Annotated in this window: 17 protein-coding genes and 1 pseudogene; 9 read left to right on the top strand and 9 right to left on the bottom strand. The window is 71.7% G+C overall.

Going from position 1 to position 17,837, the window contains the following annotated elements; translation table 11 throughout:
* Nucleotides 1–349, bottom strand: a pseudogene (locus GT045_RS01470) (hypothetical protein); the annotation flags it as partial.
* A 250-nt stretch (nt 350–599) separates the two neighbouring features.
* Between GT045_RS01470 and gcl the strand changes: the two are divergent.
* Nucleotides 600–2,387, top strand: coding sequence for a glyoxylate carboligase (gcl, locus tag GT045_RS01465; RefSeq protein ID WP_161288195.1), 1,788 nt, complete (start codon nt 600–602; stop codon nt 2,385–2,387).
* 189 nt (nt 2,388–2,576) lie between these two features.
* Here the strand turns inward: gcl and GT045_RS01460 are convergent, their stop codons facing one another.
* The 4 genes from GT045_RS01460 to GT045_RS01445 form a co-directional block, all read right to left on the bottom strand.
* The gene (locus GT045_RS01460) at nt 2,577–2,810 is read right to left on the bottom strand and encodes a hypothetical protein (RefSeq protein WP_161288197.1); all 234 of its coding nucleotides are present in this window, start codon (nt 2,808–2,810) and stop codon (nt 2,577–2,579) included.
* A gap of 408 nt (nt 2,811–3,218) precedes the next feature.
* The gene (locus GT045_RS01455) at nt 3,219–4,682 is read right to left on the bottom strand and encodes a catalase (RefSeq protein WP_161292983.1); all 1,464 of its coding nucleotides are present in this window, start codon (nt 4,680–4,682) and stop codon (nt 3,219–3,221) included.
* 171 nt (nt 4,683–4,853) lie between these two features.
* Complete coding sequence (locus tag GT045_RS01450) at nt 4,854–5,744, bottom strand: 2-hydroxy-3-oxopropionate reductase (RefSeq protein WP_161333037.1); 891 nt, start codon at nt 5,742–5,744, stop codon at nt 4,854–4,856.
* Nucleotides 5,745–5,786: 42 nt separating this feature from the next.
* The gene (locus GT045_RS01445) at nt 5,787–6,617 is read right to left on the bottom strand and encodes a TIM barrel protein (RefSeq protein ID WP_161333036.1); all 831 of its coding nucleotides are present in this window, start codon (nt 6,615–6,617) and stop codon (nt 5,787–5,789) included.
* Between the two features lie 149 nt (nt 6,618–6,766).
* Between GT045_RS01445 and GT045_RS01440 the strand changes: the two genes are divergently transcribed.
* From GT045_RS01440 to GT045_RS01405, 8 genes are all read left to right on the top strand, one after another.
* Nucleotides 6,767–7,030: a hypothetical protein gene (locus GT045_RS01440; RefSeq protein ID WP_161292976.1), complete on the top strand. Its 264-nt coding sequence runs from the start codon at nt 6,767–6,769 to the stop codon at nt 7,028–7,030.
* Complete coding sequence (locus GT045_RS01435) at nt 7,027–7,389, top strand: helix-turn-helix domain-containing protein (RefSeq protein WP_161292974.1); 363 nt, start codon at nt 7,027–7,029, stop codon at nt 7,387–7,389. Before GT045_RS01440 ends, GT045_RS01435 begins: the two co-directional genes overlap by 4 nt.
* A gap of 222 nt (nt 7,390–7,611) precedes the next feature.
* Nucleotides 7,612–8,124: a 2-oxo-4-hydroxy-4-carboxy-5-ureidoimidazoline decarboxylase gene (gene uraD / locus GT045_RS01430; protein ID WP_161292972.1), complete on the top strand. Its 513-nt coding sequence runs from the start codon at nt 7,612–7,614 to the stop codon at nt 8,122–8,124.
* A gap of 4 nt (nt 8,125–8,128) precedes the next feature.
* Entirely contained in the window at nt 8,129–8,533 is a 405-nt protein-coding gene (gene uraH / locus GT045_RS01425) for a hydroxyisourate hydrolase (protein ID WP_161292970.1), read from the top strand.
* A gap of 3 nt (nt 8,534–8,536) precedes the next feature.
* Nucleotides 8,537–9,460, top strand: coding sequence for a factor-independent urate hydroxylase (pucL, locus tag GT045_RS01420; RefSeq protein ID WP_161292968.1), 924 nt, complete (start codon nt 8,537–8,539; stop codon nt 9,458–9,460).
* Between the two features lie 64 nt (nt 9,461–9,524).
* Nucleotides 9,525–10,943, top strand: a complete 1,419-nt coding sequence (locus GT045_RS01415; protein WP_161292966.1) for a nucleobase:cation symporter-2 family protein — start codon at nt 9,525–9,527, stop codon at nt 10,941–10,943.
* A 70-nt stretch (nt 10,944–11,013) separates the two neighbouring features.
* Complete coding sequence (locus GT045_RS01410) at nt 11,014–12,399, top strand: 8-oxoguanine deaminase (protein WP_161292964.1); 1,386 nt, start codon at nt 11,014–11,016, stop codon at nt 12,397–12,399.
* Between the two features lie 264 nt (nt 12,400–12,663).
* The gene (locus GT045_RS01405; protein ID WP_161292962.1) at nt 12,664–14,031 is read left to right on the top strand and encodes a nucleobase:cation symporter-2 family protein; all 1,368 of its coding nucleotides are present in this window, start codon (nt 12,664–12,666) and stop codon (nt 14,029–14,031) included.
* Between the two features lie 65 nt (nt 14,032–14,096).
* Here the strand turns inward: GT045_RS01405 and GT045_RS01400 are convergent, their stop codons facing one another.
* The 4 genes from GT045_RS01400 to GT045_RS01385 all read right to left on the bottom strand — a co-directional run.
* On the bottom strand, nt 14,097–14,717 hold the full coding sequence (locus GT045_RS01400) for a hypothetical protein (protein WP_161333035.1): 621 nt from the start codon (nt 14,715–14,717) through the stop codon (nt 14,097–14,099).
* Between the two features lie 86 nt (nt 14,718–14,803).
* Nucleotides 14,804–15,403: a histidine phosphatase family protein gene (locus tag GT045_RS01395; RefSeq protein ID WP_161333034.1), complete on the bottom strand. Its 600-nt coding sequence runs from the start codon at nt 15,401–15,403 to the stop codon at nt 14,804–14,806.
* 12 nt (nt 15,404–15,415) lie between these two features.
* Nucleotides 15,416–16,075, bottom strand: coding sequence for a DUF4232 domain-containing protein (locus GT045_RS01390; RefSeq protein WP_161333033.1), 660 nt, complete (start codon nt 16,073–16,075; stop codon nt 15,416–15,418).
* A gap of 88 nt (nt 16,076–16,163) precedes the next feature.
* Nucleotides 16,164–17,837, bottom strand: a 1,674-nt coding sequence (locus tag GT045_RS01385) for a trypsin-like serine protease (protein WP_237538264.1), incomplete at its 5' end; no start/stop codon positions are given.

The raw sequence follows: 17,837 nt of genomic DNA, 5'->3' as shown, positions 1-17,837 counted from the left end.
GGACCGGGGCCCGGCGCCCGGCGGGCCCCGGTGCGTGTGGGGGGCGGTGTGCGGCCGGTCCCGGTGCCACCGCCGCTCCGCCGGGGCGTCCGTCCGCCACCACCAGGCGCAGCACCGTGCCGCACGGGCAGCCCAGTTCCGGGTGCGGCCGGTGACCGGCGCGCCCGCAGGCCGCGCACGCCACGGTGAGCCACTCGTCGTCCCAGGCGCGGTGCTCCACCACGGCCGGCTCCGCCGCCGGGTCCGGGTACGGGGCGACCGGGGCCCCGCACGCGCACGGATACTCCGGTGCGGTGTAGACGTGCGCGCGCCCGCAGACCGGACAGCGCACCGGCACGCTCTCGGGCATGGCCCCACCCCCAGGCGTCGCGTCGGGACGGCGTCGTCCATGGTGCCCCTCCCGGACCACTCCTGTCCGGCGCTTCCCGCTCTCCGGAACGCTCTTGACGACCTCCGCCCACCCTTCTACATTGCTTCCAGATAGTAGAAAGTAAGTTCCGCAATACGGAAAAGATTGCGGAGTCTGACAATCGGGAGACTGTGCTCACCGCGGGGCGCGCCGGGAGTACGCATCCGAGAAGCCGAAGCAGGAGTACTCGATGGCTCGTATGACCGCTGCCCGTGCGGCAGTTGAGATCCTCAAGCTCGAGGGCGTCACGGACGCCTTCGGTGTGCCGGGCGCGGCGATCAACCCGTTCTACAAGGCCCTCAAGGAGGGCGGCGGCGTCAACCACACCCTCGCCCGCCACGTCGAGGGCGCCTCGCACATGGCCGAGGGCTACACCCGCACCAGGCCGGGCAACATCGGCGTCTGCATCGGCACCTCCGGCCCGGCCGGCACCGACATGATCACCGGTCTGTACTCGGCCATCGGCGACTCCATCCCGATCCTGTGCATCACGGGCCAGGCGCCCACCCACGTGATCCACAAGGAGGACTTCCAGGCCGTCGACATCGCCTCGATCGCCAAGCCGGTCACGAAGATGGCGGTCACCGTCCTGGAGGCCGCGCAGGTCCCCGGCGTCTTCCAGCAGGCATTCCACCTGATGCGCTCCGGCCGTCCCGGCCCGGTCCTGATCGACCTGCCGATCGACGTCCAGCTCGCCGAGATCGAGTTCGACCCGGAGACGTACGAGCCGCTCCCGGTCTACAAGCCGGCCGCGACCCGCGCCCAGATCGAGAAGGCCATCTCCTTCCTGCTCGCCTCCGAGCGCCCCGTCATCGTCGCGGGCGGCGGTGTCATCGGTGCCGACGCCTCCGACCTGCTGGTGGAGTTCGCCGAGCTGACCCAGACCCCCGTCGTCCCCACCCTGATGGGCTGGGGCGCGCTGGCCGACGACCACGAGCTGAACGCCGGCATGGTCGGCGTGCAGACCTCGCACCGGTACGGCAACGCCAACTTCCTGGAGTCGGACTTCGTCCTCGGCATCGGCAACCGCTGGGCCAACCGCCACACCGGCTACAAGCTCGACGTCTACCGCGGCGACCGCAAGTTCGTCCACGTCGACATCGAGCCCACCCAGATCGGCAAGATCTTCCCGCCGGACTACGGTGTCGTCTCCGACGCCAAGGCCGCGCTGGAGCTGTTCGTCGAGGTGGCCAAGGAGCTGAAGGCGGCCGGCAGGCTCCCGGACCGGTCCGACTGGATCGCCTCCACCCAGGAGCGCAAGGCCACTCTGCTGCGCCGTACGCACTTCGACGACGTGCCGATGAAGCCGCAGCGCGTGTACGAGGAGATGAACAAGGCGTTCGGGCCGGACACCCGGTACGTCACCACCATCGGCCTCTCCCAGATCGCCGGCGCGCAGATGCTGCACGTCTACAAGCCGCGCCACTGGATCAACTGCGGTCAGGCCGGCCCGCTCGGCTGGACCATCCCGGCCGCGATCGGCGTCGCCAAGGCCGACCCGGACTCCCCGGTCGTCGCGCTCTCCGGCGACTACGACTTCCAGTTCCTGATCGAGGAGCTGGCGGTCGCGGCGCAGCACCGGATCCCCTACGTCCACGTGCTGGTGAACAACGCCTACCTGGGCCTGATCCGTCAGGCGCAGATCGGCCTGGACATCAACTTCCAGGTCAACCTGGAGTTCGAGAACATCAACGCGCCCGAGCTGGGCGTCTACGGCGTCGACCACGTCAAGGTCGCCGAGGGCCTGGGCTGCAAGGCCATCCGGGTCACCGAGCCGGACCAGCTGGGCGCCGCCTTCGAGCAGGCGAAGAAGCTGGCCGCCGAGTACCAGGTGCCGGTCGTCGTCGAGGCGATCCTGGAGCGGATCACGAACATCTCGATGAGCCGCACGATGGACATCAGCGACATCTCCGAGTTCGAGGATCTGGCGACGGAGCCCGGCCACGCGCCGACGTCGATCAGGACGCTGAAGGTCTGAGGACACCTGACGCACGAGGGGCGGCCCGCCCGGGGGGACGGGCCGCCCCTTCGTCATGCCCACGACCGCCCCCTCCCCGTAGGGCGCCGCTGCGCCCGGCGGCGGTGGCCGGAGCCTTCGCGGGGGGCTCCGGAGGCCGATCCGGGGGGTGCGCGGCCTGGCTCACGACCGCCGCGGTGCGCGCCGTCGTCACAGCTCGTGCTCCGACAGCCCGGGCCAGTCGTCCGGGCCGCCGCCCTGCCATTCGATCAGGTCACTCTCCTCCACCTCGATCCGGTCCAGATCGGCGAGCCGCAGGATCTCGACGACGTCGTCCAGGTGCGAGGCGAGGCCCAGGGTCACGTCCCCCTCGGTGACCCGGCGGGAGCCGTCCAGGGCCGGGGCGTGGACCACGATGTGCGGGTGGTGGATGGGATCGGCCATGGCATCAGCGTGCTGCGGATCGGGCCGGCGCGCACGCCGGGGCCGGAACGCCACGAAGCGCCCCCCGGAGACCGGGGGGCGCTTCGTGTTCACGTGGTGACCGTCCGACGGCGCGAGGCTGGGCGCGACAGGTCGTTCGCGCCGCCGGACGGGGCGGGTGGCCCCCCGTAGGGGGCTGGGTGGGACCGCGGCGGCTGCGATGGAGCCGGGTGCCCTTCCCTCTGGTCGAGAAGGGGACTCGGTCCTTGACCACCGCACTGGCTCGCACGCCGCCACGGTCCTCGCCCTGCCCGCGCCCACCGCCGTGCGACCACCCCTCATCCGGGCCGTCCGGCGGCTTGCGCGGGCCGCGTGCGGAGATCATGACCTCCCGTCAGATCCCGTACGCTGCTTGTGTGTTCCTGGGTGTCAGTCCTCGCGCAGGGCGCGGACCGCCTCCTCGACGCGCTTGCCGTACTCGGGGTCGGCGGCGTGGAAGTGGGCCAGGTTCTTCTCGATCACGTCGTCGCGGGAGACCTGCGAGAGGCCGCCGGCGATGTTGGCGATCAGGCGGGACTTCTCCTCCTGCGACATCAGGCGGTACAGCTCGCCCGCCTGGAAGAAGTGGTCGTCCTTGGTGTGCAGCGGAGCCTCGTGGCTGCCCGTGTGGCCGGCCACGGCCAGCGGCGCCGACAGCGGGCGGCCGGTCTCGGCCGGGCCGTCGTAGGAGTTCGGCTCGTAGTTCTTGGCGCCGCGGCCCTGGCCGTTGACCGCCATGAGACCGTCGCGGCCGTAGTTCTGGGCGCCGCCCGGGACCGCCTTCGGGGCGTTCACCGCGAGCAGGGTGTGGTTGACGCCCAGGCGGTAGCGGTGGGCGTCCGCGTAGGCGAACAGGCGGCCCTGGAGCATCTTGTCCGGGGACGGACCGATGCCGGGCACGAAGTTGTTCGGGGAGAACGCGGCCTGCTCGACCTCGGCGAAGACGTTGTCCGGGTTGCGGTCCAGCACCAGGCGGCCGACCCGCTGGAGCGGATAGTCCTTGTGCGGCCACACCTTGGTGAGGTCGAACGGGTTGAAGCGGTAGTCCGCTGCCTCGGCCGCCGGCATGATCTGGACGTAGAGGGTCCAGGACGGGTGCACGCCCCGCTCGATGGCCTGCAGCAGGTCCGTCTGGTGCGAGTTGGGGTCCGTACCCGCCAGCTCGGCGCCCTGCTCGGCGGAGAGGCAGCGGATGCCCTGGTTCGTCTTGAAGTGGTACTTGACGAAGAACGCCTCGCCCTGGGCGTTCGTCCACTGGTAGGTGTGCGAGCCGTAGCCGTTCATGTGGCGGTACGACGCCGGGATGCCGCGGTCACCCATCAGCCAGGTCACCTGGTGCGTGGCCTCGGGGGCGTGGGCCCAGAAGTCCCAGACGTTGTCCGGCTCCTGCTTGCCGGTGAACGGGTCCCGCTTCTGCGAGTGGATGAAGTCGGGGAATTTGATCGGGTCCTTGATGAAGAACACCGGGGTGTTGTTGCCGACGAGGTCGTAGTTGCCCTCCTCGGTGTAGAACTTCACCGCGAAGCCGCGCGGGTCGCGTACCGCGTCGGCGCCGCCGAGGGAGTCGGCGACCGTGGAGAAGCGCAGGAACACCTCGGTGCGCTTGCCGATCTCACTGAGGAAGTCGGCGTGGGTGAAGCCGGTGACGTCGTCCGTCACCTCGAAGTGGCCGTACGCGCCGGAGCCGCGGGCATGCACGACACGCTCCGGGATCCGCTCGCGGTTGAAGCGCGCGAGCTTCTCCAGGAGGTGCTGGTCCTGGATCAGGAGCGGGCCGCCGACGCCGGCGGAGGCGGAGTTCTGGTTGTCGGCGACCGGTGCGCCGGACTCTGTCGTGAGCACGCGCTTCGACATCGTGGACCTTCCGTGCGGGTGTCAGCGGAAACCTGTTTCCGCTTTGTGGAGCCTAGAAGTGTGGCGATCTGAGCGTCAACAGTTTGTTGAAGTCGATTCCGGGCCGCGGCGACGCCTGGGCGCGACAGGACAGGTGTCAGCGGCGCCGCGGCCCGGAAGCCTGGGGAGCTGTCAGACCTGGGCGCCGGACAGGCGCTCCACGGCCCGCAGCAGGGCCGAGTGGTCCAGGCCGCCGTCGCCCTGGGCGCGCAGGGACGCGACCAGCTGGGCGACCACGGCACCGACCGGCAGGGCCGCGCCGACGTTGCGGGCGGCGTCGGTGACGATGCCCATGTCCTTGTGGTGCAGGTCGATGCGGAAGCCCGGCTTGAAGTCGCGGTTGAGGAAGTTGTCCTTCTTGCGCGTCAGCACGGTGGAGCCGGCCAGGCCGCCGTTGAGGACGTCCAGGGCGGCCTGCAGGTTCACGCCCGACTTCTCCAGGAAGACCACGGCCTCGGCGCACGCCTGGATGTTCACGGCGACGATCAGCTGGTTGGCGGCCTTCACCGTCTGGCCGGAGCCGTGCGGGCCGCACAGCACGATGGTCTTGCCGAGCGCGTCGAAGATCGGCTTGGCCTGGTCGAAGTCGGCCTGTTCGCCGCCGACCATGATCGACAGCACCGCCTCGACGGCACCGGCCTCACCGCCGGACACCGGGGCGTCCAGCACCCGGATGCCCTTGTCCTTCGCGGCCTTGGCCAGGTCCACGGAGGTCTGCGGGGTGATCGAGGACATGTCGACCAGCAGGGCGCCCTGCTTCGCGTTCTCCAGGATGCCGTCCGGGCCGTAGGCGATGGCCTCGACCTGCGGGGAGGCGGGCACCATGGTGATCACCACGTCGGCGTCCCGCACGGCCTCGGCGATCGAGCCGGCCGCGGTGCCGCCGGCGGCGGCGAGCCGGTCCAGCTTGTCCTGCTCCAGGGTGAAGCCGGTGACCTGGTAACCCGCCTTGATCAGGTTCTCGGACATGGGGGAGCCCATGATGCCGAGGCCGATCCACGCGATCTTGGGAAGAGTGCTCATGTTCGGGGGTGCCTCTCTAACTGCTCTGCAAAGTCGGGGGGTTCAGCGCGCTTCGCGCGGGAGCCACTCGAAGGACTCGGCGCTCGGGCGGTCGCCGGCCTTGTACTCCAGGCCGACAAGGCCGTCGTAGCCGGCCTTCCGCAGCTGGTCGAGCAGCTCCTCCAGGGGGAGCGAACCCGTCCCGGGGGCGCCGCGGCCGGGGTTGTCGGCGATCTGGACGTGTCCGGTCTTCGCCGCGTATGCCTCGATGACCGCGGGCAGGTCCTCGTCGTTCATGGACAGGTGGTACAGGTCCATCAGGAACCTGGCGTTCCCGAGGCCCGTCGCCGCGTTGACCTTGTCCACGATCTCGATCGCCTTGGGCGCGCTCACGATCGGGCACTTCGGCGACTCGGGCCGGTTGAGCGCCTCGATCAGCAGGATGGCGCCGACCCGGTCGGCGGCGCGGGCCGCGAGGGTCAGGTTCTCCAGGGCGAGCGCGTCCTGCTCGGCCGGGTCCACGCCGTCGACGCGGTTGCCGTACAGCGCGTTCAGTGCCGTGCAGCCGAGAGAGGCGGCGAAGTCGGCCGCCACGTCGATGTTGGCGCGGAACTTCTCCGACTCCTCACCGGGGATCGACAGGGCGCCGCGGTCCGGGCCCGGCAGCTGGCCGGCGTAGAAGTTCAGGCCCGTGAGGCGGACGCCCGCGTCCTCGATCGCCTTCTTCAGGGCGTCGAGCTCGGACCGCTCGGGGGTGGGGGAGTCGACCCAGGGCCACCACAGCTCGACCGCGGAGAAGCCCGCCGCGGCGGCGGCCGCGGGACGCTCCAGGAGCGGGAGTTCCGTGAAGAGGATCGACAGGTTGACGTTGAAGCGCTGGTCTGCGAATCCCATTCGGGCCGCGCTCCCTTCCGTGGGTTGACTTTCCGCATTACGGAAGTTCGTTTCTGCTTAATGGAAGATTGCCGTCGTGTGTCGGCGCTTGTCAAGGGGGGTCCGTCACCGGCCGCCCGAAAAGCCGGGCCGGGCGTTAGGTTGAGCGCGTGCGATTGAGAGTGGAGTTCACGACCGAACCCTTCGACCTGGACGAGGCGCCCGCGCACGCCCTGGTGGCGCGTGAGGTCATCGAGACGGCCGGGCTGGACGCCGTCGACGTCGGCCCCTTCGGCAACACGGCCGAGGGCGGCGCCGACCGCGTGCTCACCGCGGTGGACGCGCTGCTGCGCAAGGCCCTGGAGGCAGGGGCCACCCGGGTCTCGCTCCAGGTCAACGTGATCGGTGACGGGATCGGGGAGGGTGATAGGTGAGCGGGGACGAGCCCTTCATCACGGCGGTGAAGCCGCTGGTCGACGCCATGGGCGGGGCGATGCTGCCGCCCGACGAGGCCGGCCCCGAGGACGTCGTCCTCGCCTGGGAGGGCGTCGACGTCGTCGCCGTACGCCTGCCCCAGCTCGCCGACTCCCTCGACCACATCCTGGCCGCCATGGAGCGCCGGGAGGGCCGGCCGCTGGCCGACCTGGACCGCAGGGCCAAACAGGAGGTCGTACGGATCCTGGAGGCGCGCGGCGCGTTCGCCGTGCGGCACGGGGTGGAGACGGTGGCGGGCGCGCTCGGTGTCAGCCGCTTCACGGTCTACAACTACCTGAACCGGGACAAGGGCGCGTAGCGCTGCGCCGCGGGGCCGCGGGGAGCCGAGGGGGAGGGCCGGGCCGCCGTCGCGCCGTCGGGGCCGGTCGCGGGGGTCGTCGCGCCTCTGTGTGGTGCCGCTGTGCCCGGGGGCGGCTTGTTACGCGGAATTTTCAACAAAGTGTTGACGGGATGTTTCCGAGGGCGTTAGCTATCGGCAGCCCGTACAGCACGACGGCCCATCGTGGCCACGGAGGCTCCCGTGACTTCGACTTCCACGCCCCCGGGTCTTGCCCGGTTCAACGACATGGAGGAGCGCGCGGCCCTCGTCGCCCTCCACGAGGCGTGCGCGTCCACCGAGTGGGGCCGGCGGCTGCTCGCCGCCCGCCCCTACGCCACCGCGGAGGACCTCTACACCGCCAGTGACGCGGCCATGGCCGAGCTGACCGCAGCGGACCTCGCGGAGGCGATGGCCGGGCACCCGCCGATCGGCCGCCCCAAGCCCGGTGACCCGACCTCCGCGCGGGAGCAGGCCGGCATGGCCGGCGCCGCCGAGGACCTCAGGGCGGAGATGCTCGAACTCAACCTGGCCTACCAGGAGAGGTTCGGGCACGTCTTCCTGATCTGCGCCACCGGCCGGACCGGCGAGCAGATGCGCGACGCGGTCAAGGAGCGGATCGGCAACGCGCCGGAGCAGGAGCGGGAGATCGTCCGCACCGAGCTGGGCAAGATCAACCGCATCCGACTGGCCCGACTCGTCGAAGAGGACGCCTGACACCATGAGCACCAGCACCACCGCCTCCGTGTCCACGCACATCCTGGACACCTCGATCGGCCGCCCCGCCGAGGGCGTCGCCGTCCACCTCTCCGCCCGCGGCGGCAGCGCGGCGGACTGGCAGGCGCTCGGCGCCTCCGCGACCGACGCCGACGGCCGGTGCAAGGACCTGCCGGCGCTGCCGGAAGGGACGACCCACGTACGGCTCGACTTCGCCGTGGAGCCGTACTTCGAAATTTCTGCGAAGAAGCAAGCCGATGCGCAGCAGGACGCCCCCGCGAACCGGGACAGCGGACCGGCGGTGTTCTTCCCGGAGGTGGCGATCACGTTCGCCGTCGTCCCGGGCGAGCACTACCACGTACCGCTGCTGCTCAACCCGTTCGGCTACTCCGTTTACCGAGGGAGCTAGCTAATGCCGACCATCCTGGGACAGAACCAGTACGGCAAGGCCGAGAACCGAGTCGTAAAGATCACGCGGGACGGCGCCACCCATCACATCAAGGACCTCAACGTGTCCGTGGCGCTGAGCGGCGACATGGAAGAGGTCCACTACTCCGGCTCCAACGCCAACGTCCTGCCGACCGACACCACCAAGAACACGGTGTACGCGTTCGCCAAGGAGTACGGCATCGAGTCCGCCGAGCAGTTCGGCATCCACCTCGCCCGGCACTTCGTCACCTCGCAGGAGCCGATCCACCAGGCCCGGATCCGGATCGAGGAGTACGCCTGGGAGCGGATCGCGACCTCCGACGCCAACTCCAAGTTCATCGGCGCGGACGAGGTCAAGCACTCCTTCGTGCGCAAGGGCCAGGAGACCCGCGTCACCCAGATCACCTACGACGGTGAGAAGTGGGAGGTCGTCTCCGGCCTGAAGGACCTGGTCGTGATGAACTCGACCAACTCCGAGTTCTGGGGCTACGTCAAGGACAAGTACACCACCCTGCAGGAGGCGTACGACCGCATCCTGGCGACCCAGGTCTCCGGCCGCTGGCGGTTCAACTGGACCGACGACGAGCAGAAGGCGCCCAACTGGGAGAAGTCCTACGAGCAGGTCAAGAAGCACATGCTCCAGGCCTTCGCCGAGACCTACTCCCTCTCGCTGCAGCAGACGCTGTACCAGATGGGCGCGCGCATCATCAACAACCGCAGCGAGATCGACGAGGTCCGCTTCTCGCTGCCGAACAAGCACCACTTCCTGGTGGACCTGGAGCCGTTCGGGCTCAAGAACGACAACGAGGTCTACTACGCCGCCGACCGCCCCTACGGCCTCATCGAGGCCACCATCCTGCGGGACGGTTGCGAGGCCCTCATCCCGGTCGACATGACCAACCTCTGACGCGGGACGCGCGCCCCCGGCCCCGCCACCCGGGCCGGGGGCGCGCAACACCGGAGGGAACGAAATGGCACAGCCTGCGAAGGGGCCCGCCACAGCCCCGTGTTCCACCCCGCCGGTGCACACCGAGGACGCCGTCACGTCCGTGCACCCGGTGGACGAGAAGCTCCACCTCTCGCGGCTCGTCCCCGCCGCACTCCAGCACATCGCCGCGATGTACGCGGGCGTTGTCACTCCTCCGCTCATCATCGGCCAGGCCTGCGGACTCGACATCGCGGCCCGCACCCGGCTGATCGCCGCGAGCCTGCTCATCGCGGGTGTCGCCACCATCCTCCAGACCATCGGCGTCAAGGGCCTCGTCGGCAACCGGCTGCCCTTCGTCAACGCCGCCTCCTCCGCCGGCATCGCCCCGATCCTCGCGATCGCCGAGACCAACGGCAAAGGGCACCAACTCCCCGCGATCTACGGCGCGGTGATGGTCGCCGGCGCCTTCTGCCTGGCGCTCGGCCCGTTCTTCGGCCGGCTGCTCCGCTTCTTCCCGCCCCTGGTCACCGGCGTCGTCATCACCCTGATCGGGGTCACGCTGATGCCCGTCCCGGTCGGCTGGGCGCAGGGCGGAGACAAGACCGCCGCCGATTTCGGCGCCATGCGGCACCTCGCGCTCGCCGGGTTCACCCTCGCCGTCATCCTGCTGATCCAGCGCTTCGGCAAGGGCTTCGTCAAGCAGGTCGCCCTGCTGTTCGGACTGCTCATCGGCACCCTGGCCGCGATGCCCTTCGGCATGGCCGACTTCAGCGGTCTGAGGTCGGCGCCGGTCGCCGCGCTGCCCACCCCGTTCGCCTTCGGCGCCCCCGAGTTCCAGCCCGCGGCCATCCTCTCGCTGTGCATCGTGATGCTGGTGCTGATGACCGAGTCGAGCGCCGGCATGCTCGCCCTCGGCGAGATCTGCCACCGCCGCGCCGACTCCGGGACCATCACCCGGGGCCTGCGCACCGACGGTATCGCCACCCTGCTCGGCCCCGTGTTCGGCGGCTTCCCCACCTCCGCCTTCGCGCAGAACGTGGGCGTCGTCTCCCTCACCCGGGTCCGCAGCCGCTACGTCGTCGCCGTCGCCGGCGCCACCCTGCTGGTCCTCGGCGCCTTCCCCGTCCTCGGGGCCGTCGTCTCCCTGGTCCCCATGCCCGTCCTCGGCGGCGCCGGCATCGTGCTCTTCGGCTCGATCGCCGTCAGCGGCATCCGTACGCTGTCCGAGGCCGGCCTGGACGACAGCTCCAACATCATCCTGGTCGCCGTGGCCCTCGGCGCCGGCATCATCCCGCTGGCCGCACCGACCTTCTACGCCGGGTTCCCGGCCTGGGCGCAGACCGTCCTCGGCTCCGGCATCAGCGCGGGCGCACTCGTCGCCGTGTCGCTCAACCTGTTCTTCCACCATCTCGGCACCCGGAGCGGCCCGGCTCAGCCCGCCCCGGCACTCAAATCCTCCTAGGGTCCTGCCGTGCCCTCCCCGCGGACACCCCTTCGGTCCACGGGCCGCCACCGACAGACAAGGAAGCACCATGGCACCATCGGCAGACCAGCGGATCGTCATCGAGAACTGCGCGATCGCCACCGTCGACGCCGGCGACACGGAGTACGCCTCCGGGTACCTCGTCCTCGCCGGCAACAGGATCGAGTCGGTCGGCGCGGGCAAGGCCCCCGAGAACCTGGAGAACGTGGTACGCCGGATCGACGCCACCGGCCATCTGGCCACGCCCGGCCTGATCAACACCCACCACCACTTCTACCAGTGGATCACCCGCGGCCTGGCCACCGACCACAACCTGTTCAACTGGCTGGTCGCGCTCTACCCGACCTGGGCGCGCATCGACGAGCAGATGACCTACGCGGCCGCGCAGGGGTCCCTCGCCATGATGGCCCGGGGCGGCGTCACCACTGCCATGGACCACCACTACGTCTTCCCGCAGGGCTCCGGCGACCTGTCCGGCTCGATCATCCGGGCCGCCTCCGAGATGGGCGTCCGCTTCACGCTGGCCCGCGGCTCGATGGACCGCAGCGAGAAGGACGGCGGCCTGCCCCCGGACTTCGCCGTCGAGACGCTGGAGGGCGCGCTCGCCGCGACCGAGGAGACCGTCAAGAAGCACCATGACGCCTCCTTCGACGCGATGACCCAGGTGGCGGTCGCCCCCTGCTCGCCGTTCTCCGTCTCCACCGAACTGCTGCGCCAGGGCGCGGAGCTGGCGCGCCGGCTCGGCGTACGGCTGCACACCCACGGCTCGGAGACGGTGGAGGAGGAGAAGTTCTGCCACGAGCTGTTCGGCATGGGCCCCACCGACTACTTCGAGTCCACCGGCTGGCTCGGTGAGGACGTGTGGATGGCGCACTCCGTCCACATGAACGACTCCGACATCGAGGCGTTCGGCCGCACCAGGACCGGTGTCGCCCACTGCCCGTCGTCCAACGCCCGCCTCGCCGCCGGCATCGCCCGCGTCCCCGACATGCTCAAGGCCGGCGTCCCGGTCGGCCTCGGCGTCGACGGCACCGCCTCCAACGAGTCCGGCGAACTCCACACCGAGCTGCGCAACGCCCTGCTGATCAACCGGCTCGGCGCCCACCGCGAGGCCGCGCTCAACGCCCGCCAGGCACTGCGGCTCGGCACCTTCGGCGGCGCCCAGGTGCTCGGCCGGGCCGGGCAGATCGGCTCCCTGGAGCCCGGCAAGCTCGCCGACGTCGTCCTGTGGAAGATGGACACGCTGGCCCACGCCTCCATCGCCGACCCGGTGACCGCGCTCGTCTTCGGCGCCGCGGCCCCGGTGACCGCCTCCTTCGTCAACGGCCGGCAGATCGTCGAGGGCGGGCGGCTGCTCACCGCCGACGAGGACGCCATCGCCCGCTCCACCCGCGAGGAGGCCCAGCGCCTGGCCCGGATCACCGCGCGGGCCTGACACACCGCCCGGTTCCACCGGGCCGACCCGTCACAGGGTCTCGAAGACTCCGGCCGGGAGGGACGGCTTCCGGCCGGGACCGTGGATCCGAGCGGGATCCACGGCAGCCGTCCCCGGGGCGCGTACGCGCGCCCCGGGGACGGTCACCCCACACCGCTCGCCCACCGCTCATCTCTCCCCCCGTCACGGTCCCGCACGACCACACGCACCACCTCCTAGAAACCCGCGTCGACGACGACGCGTTAACCGCCCGGAGGAACCGCCGTGACCGCCCATCCAGTTGATGAGAAACTCCCCGCCCTCAAAATGGCGACCAGCGGTCTGCAGCACGTGGCCGCCATGTACGCCGGAGTCGTCGCCCCGCCGCTCATCGTCGGCGCGGCCATCGGCCTGTCCGCCACCGAGCTGACCTTCCTCACCGGCGCCTGCCTGTTCACCGCCGGCCTCGCCACCTTCCTCCAGACCCTCGGCTTCTGGAAGATCGGCGCCCGGCTGCCGTTCGTCAACGGCGTCACCTTCGCCGGGGTCGCCCCCATGACCGCGATCGTCGCCTCGACCGACGACAAGTCCGACGCGCTGCCGGTGATCTTCGGCGCGGTCGTCGTCGCCGGCCTGCTCGGCTTCCTCGCGGCCCCCGTCTTCTGCAAGGCGGTCCGCTTCTTCCCGCCCGTCGTCACCGGCTCCGTCATCACCCTGATCGGCGTCTCCCTCCTCCCCGTCGCCTTCGGCTGGGCCCAGGGACCCGACCCCAAGGCCGACGACTACGGATCGACCACCTACCTCACCCTCGCCGGCGTCACCCTGCTGATCGTCCTGCTGCTGCGCCGGTTCACCCGTGGTTTCGTCAAGCAGATCGCCGTCCTGATCGGCCTCGTCGTCGGCACCCTCGTCGCGATACCGTTCGGCGTCACGGACTTCGACCCGGTCGCCCAGGCCGACGTGGTCGGTTTCCCGACGCCGTTCCACTTCGGCGCCCCCCAGTTCCAGCTCGCCGCGATCCTCTCGATGTGTGTGGTGATGGTGGTCTCGATGACCGAGTCGACCGCCGACATGCTGGCGCTCGGCGAGATCGTCGAACGTCCCGCCGACGAGAGGACCATCGCCGCCGGCCTGCGCGCCGACACCCTCGGATCCGCGCTCAGCCCGCTCTTCAACGGCTTCATGTGCAGCGCCTTCGCCCAGAACATCGGCCTGGTCGCGATGACCCGGATCCGCAGTCGTTTCGTGGTCGCCACCGGTGGCGGGTTCCTGGTCCTGATGGGCCTGTGCCCGATGGCCGCCTCGCTCATCGCGGTGGTGCCCCGCCCGGTGCTCGGCGGCGCCGGAGTCGTGCTGTTCGGCTCGGTCGCCGCGAGCGGCATCCAGACCCTGGTCCGGGCCGGCCTGGACAAGGACAACAACGTCCTGATCGTGGCCGTCTCCCTCGCGGTCGGCATCATCCCGATCACCGCGCCGGAGTTCTACCACGCGTTCCCCGAGACCGCGAAGATCGTCCTGGACTCGGGCATCTCCACGGGCTGCGTGACGGCCGTGGTGCTCAACATCCTCTTCAACCACGTCGGCAGGGGCGGCGAGGCCCAGGACGTCACCCATCCGATGGAGGCGGGCCAGGAGATCGCCGCCGTCCGCTGAGGCCTTCCGCCCGGACCGCGGGACCGCCGCAGATTCTGGCGTTCGGGCCGATCCTGGCACGCCGGTCACACCCGGCGCGGCGAGGCCAGCAGATAGCGCGTTCCGGTCCGTGGCTCGGTGTACTCGCCGGCCTGCCAGCCGGCCCGCTCCAGCACGGCCCCGCAGACGGCCAGCGTCCGCGGGTCCGGCGCGTGCACCGCGACCGCCTCCGGCTGCGGGGTCGCCCGGACCCGGTAGCCGGCCGCCTCCCGGTCCGCGGGACGCTGCCCGGCCGCCTCCAGTGCGAGCGCGGCCGCCCGCACCAGGTTGGCCCGCTCCCACCCGCACGGCCGGTCCACGGAGCCGTCGGGGTTCGTCATCCGGCGCAGTTCCAGCAGCCCCTGCCAGGCACTGTGCACCTCGCGCCGCCGGGCCGGCCCGGACGGCAGCGGCGTCTCCTCGCCGCCGGACCGGGCCGCGAACACCCCGGTGTCCGGCGGGGGTCCGGCCGGCGCCTCCGGCACGGTCTCCCGGATCCGGTGGCCCGCGGGGGTGAGGAAGTGGTCGTGGGGCGGGCGGGGGTGGCGGAAGGCGAGCCCGCGGGTCACCAGCGCGGCGAGCTGGTCGGCCGTACCGCGCAGCCGGCCGGTGACCGGGTCGGCGGCCTCGATGACGCGCCGCTGCGCGGCGGTCGGGGGTCGGGTCACGGGATGTCCTTCCGGCGCCGTCGTCCTGCCGGGCCGCCGGGCGGGCGGCCGCTTCGCAGCCTACGGCCCGGGTCCGACAACGCGTCCTACGCGCCGGGCCGGATGTTCCAGCCCGCGATCACCGGACGCCCGTGCTCGCTGCCCAGGTGGCACAGCGTCCCCGTCGCGAGCTGGAACAGGGCTCCGTCGCGGGGCGCGAGGCCGAGCCGGCGGGCGGTGAGGACCCGGAGGAAGTGGCCGTGGGCGACCAGCACGACGTCACCCCCGGTGTCGGCGAGGGCGGCGTCGGCCTTGGCCAGCATCCGGTCGGCGCGCTGCCCGACCTGCTCCGCCGTCTCACCGGGGTGGTCCGGCGGGCCGGGCACGACGCCGTCGGTGAACAGGAACCAGCCGGGCCGGTCCCGCTGGATCTCCGGCGTGGTGACGCCCTCGTACCCGCCGTAGTCCCACTCCCGCAGGTCGGCGTCGATGCGGGCGTCCGGTACACCGACGAGGCGGGCGGTCTCGCGGGCCCGCTGCAGGGGGCTGACGAAGGCGGCCCCGATCCGGTGCGCGCGGATCAGCGGGGCCAGCCGCCGCGCCTCCGCCCGCCCGTGCTCGGTGAGCGGTACGTCGGTCGAGCCGGTGTGCCGTCCGGACCGCGACCACTCGGTCTCCCCGTGCCGGACGAGAAAGAGGTCACCCATGACGGCACGGTGTCACAGGGGTGCCTCCGTGTGCAGGGCGGACTGCGCCAGACGGCCGGGGGGCGCCATGACGATGGTGTTCCCGCAGACGTCGAGCACGGCGGCCTTCCCGCGCGCGTCCCTGACGGGTACGACCACGGCGCCGCTGTCGCGCGGTGCCCGGACGACCGCCTCGCCCTGCCGTACGCACCAGGTGTCCGCGCCCTTCGCGCCGCGGGGCGTGTAGCGCAGGCCCACGGCGACGGCCGCGCCGGCCGGCAGGGGGACGGCCGCGGGGTGTCCGGGACCGGCGCCCTCGATGCTCTCCGCCTTGCCCTCGTGGATCTCAAGGACCGGGTAGCCCGTGAACACGCAGGCGGCGGGACCCTTGTTGACGGCGACGAGCCGCGCGTCGGACCGCGAGCCGCCGTGCGCCGTCCCCGCCCCGTCCCCGGCGGCGCCGCCGCCCCGGCCGCCGTCGACGAGGGACAGCGTCCACGTGAGCGAGGCGGTCCGGCAGGGCCGTGCGGTGGTCTGCGGTGTGGAGGCGGTCGGTGCGGTGGCGGGCGGTGCGGAGCCGTCGGGTGTCGCCGTCGTGGTGGTGCAGCCGGCCAGTGCCAGGCCGGCGGCCGTCAGCGTCACAGAGGCCGTGAGTGCGGTGAGGCCGCCGGCCCGTCGGGTCGTCGCGGGCATCGTTCCCCCTGGGAGTGCGTACGGAAAGCGTGGTGCACGCGTGCGGACGTGCGTGCGCGGGCCGGTGGCACCGGCCCGCGCGGGGCGGTCAGGTGCCGGGATGGACCAGGGTGTGCTCGGTGCCGAGGGTCCTGGCGCCGGTGTCGGCGTAGAGCGTGGTCTCCCCGTCGGACCAGCGCACGATGAGGTCGTCGCCGGAGCCCCCGTGGCGGAAGCCGCCGGCGGTCAGGGCCTGCGCGTGCGTCCAGGTGGTGTTCGGGCCCTGCAGCCGGGTCCTGGTGCCGAGCCCCGCGGTGGACGTGCCGGCGTAGGAGTCGAGCGAGCCGTCGGTCCAGCGCACCAGCAGGTCCGCGCCGGCCGTGCCGTCGAAGTCGCCGCCGGTCAGCAGGGCGGCCTTGGTCCAGGTGCCGCCCGCCGCGACGAGTCGCCTGCCGGTGCCGAAACCGCCGGTCCCCACCCGGGGGTACAGGGTCAGCGAGCCGTCGGCCCAGCGGACCACCAGACCGGTGCCCGGGGCGCCGCCGAACGGTCCGGCGGCGAACTGGACGGCGTTCTTCCACGCGGAGCGGGGCGCCGCCATCCGGATCTCCCGGCCCAGGCCGGTGGGGCCGGGCTGCGGGTAGAGGGTGACCTCGCCGTCGGACCAGCGCACCAGCAGGCCGGACCGGGTGCCGCCGGCGAAGGTGCCGCCGGTGACCGTCCTGGCGTGCGTCCAGGTGGAGTTGGCCTTCAGCAGCCGCTTCTCGGTGCCGAACCCGCCCCGGCCGTCGCCGGGGTGGAGGGTGACCGTGCCGTCGGGCCAGGCCACGAGCAGGTCGCCGCGCCCGTCGCCGGTGTAGTCGCCGGAGGCCATCAGCGCGGCCTTGCGCCAGCGGGCCGCACCGCCGGTCAGTGTGCCCTTCAGGCCCCGGTACGCGGGCAGGTCGGCCGGCGGTGCCTGGTCGGCGACGGCGTCGGCGAGGAGGTTGCCGGCGTCCGCGCCGAACGCGGTGGCGTAGCTGATGTAGTCGACGTTCGCGTCGTTGCCGCCGCCGTTGTAGCCGCCGAGGTTGCCGATGACGTGCCCGGTGCGGCCGTCGTCCGTGTAGTCGGTGATCCAGGGGCTGCCCGACACGCCGCCGTAGTAACCGCCGCAGGTCATCGCCAACTGCCGGAAGCCGGCGAGCTGTCGCGTGGGGACCGCGCACTTGACGGCCCGCCCGGCGCTGTTGTGCGAGTAGGAGGGGTAGCCGACGACGGTGACCCGGCGGGTGTAGCCGGCGGGCCGGGTGAAGGTCAGGCCGCCGCCCACCGCGTCCTGGAGGGACTCGCCCTGCTGGTTGGGCGCGACCCGCGCGAACGCGGTGTCCAGGTCCGAGGACACCTTCTTGGTGGTCGACGAGCCCCGGTCGGGCACGTACCGGGGGTCGATGAAGATGCGCTGGACGGGGAAGATGCCGTACGGCTGCCGGTCGGGGGCAGCGCCCTTGACGAACTTCGGGACGAAGACGTAGTCGCCCTTCATGTTCAGCGCGCAGTGGGCTGCGGTCAGGACGATGTTCCGGGCGGCGGTGTTCATCACGCTGCCCGTGCAGTGCCAGGTCGTGCCGCGCGGTCCGTCGGAGCCGAAGAACGTGCCGACCAGCCGGGTCCCCGGGAACAGGGTGCCCTTGGGCCGGGCCGCCACCGCGACCGGCGCCCCCGGCACCGGCGGCGTGTGCCGCCCGGCGTCCAGCGGCAGGGCCGCGGCCATCCGCTGCGCGGTCCAGAACCGGGCGGCCTG

The sequence above is a fragment of the Streptomyces sp. SID486 genome (genome assembly GCF_009865385.1).
Taxonomy (GTDB): domain Bacteria; phylum Actinomycetota; class Actinomycetes; order Streptomycetales; family Streptomycetaceae; genus Streptomyces.
Note: the sequence above shows the minus strand (reverse complement) of the source record. Positions and strands in the feature narration are given on the sequence as shown.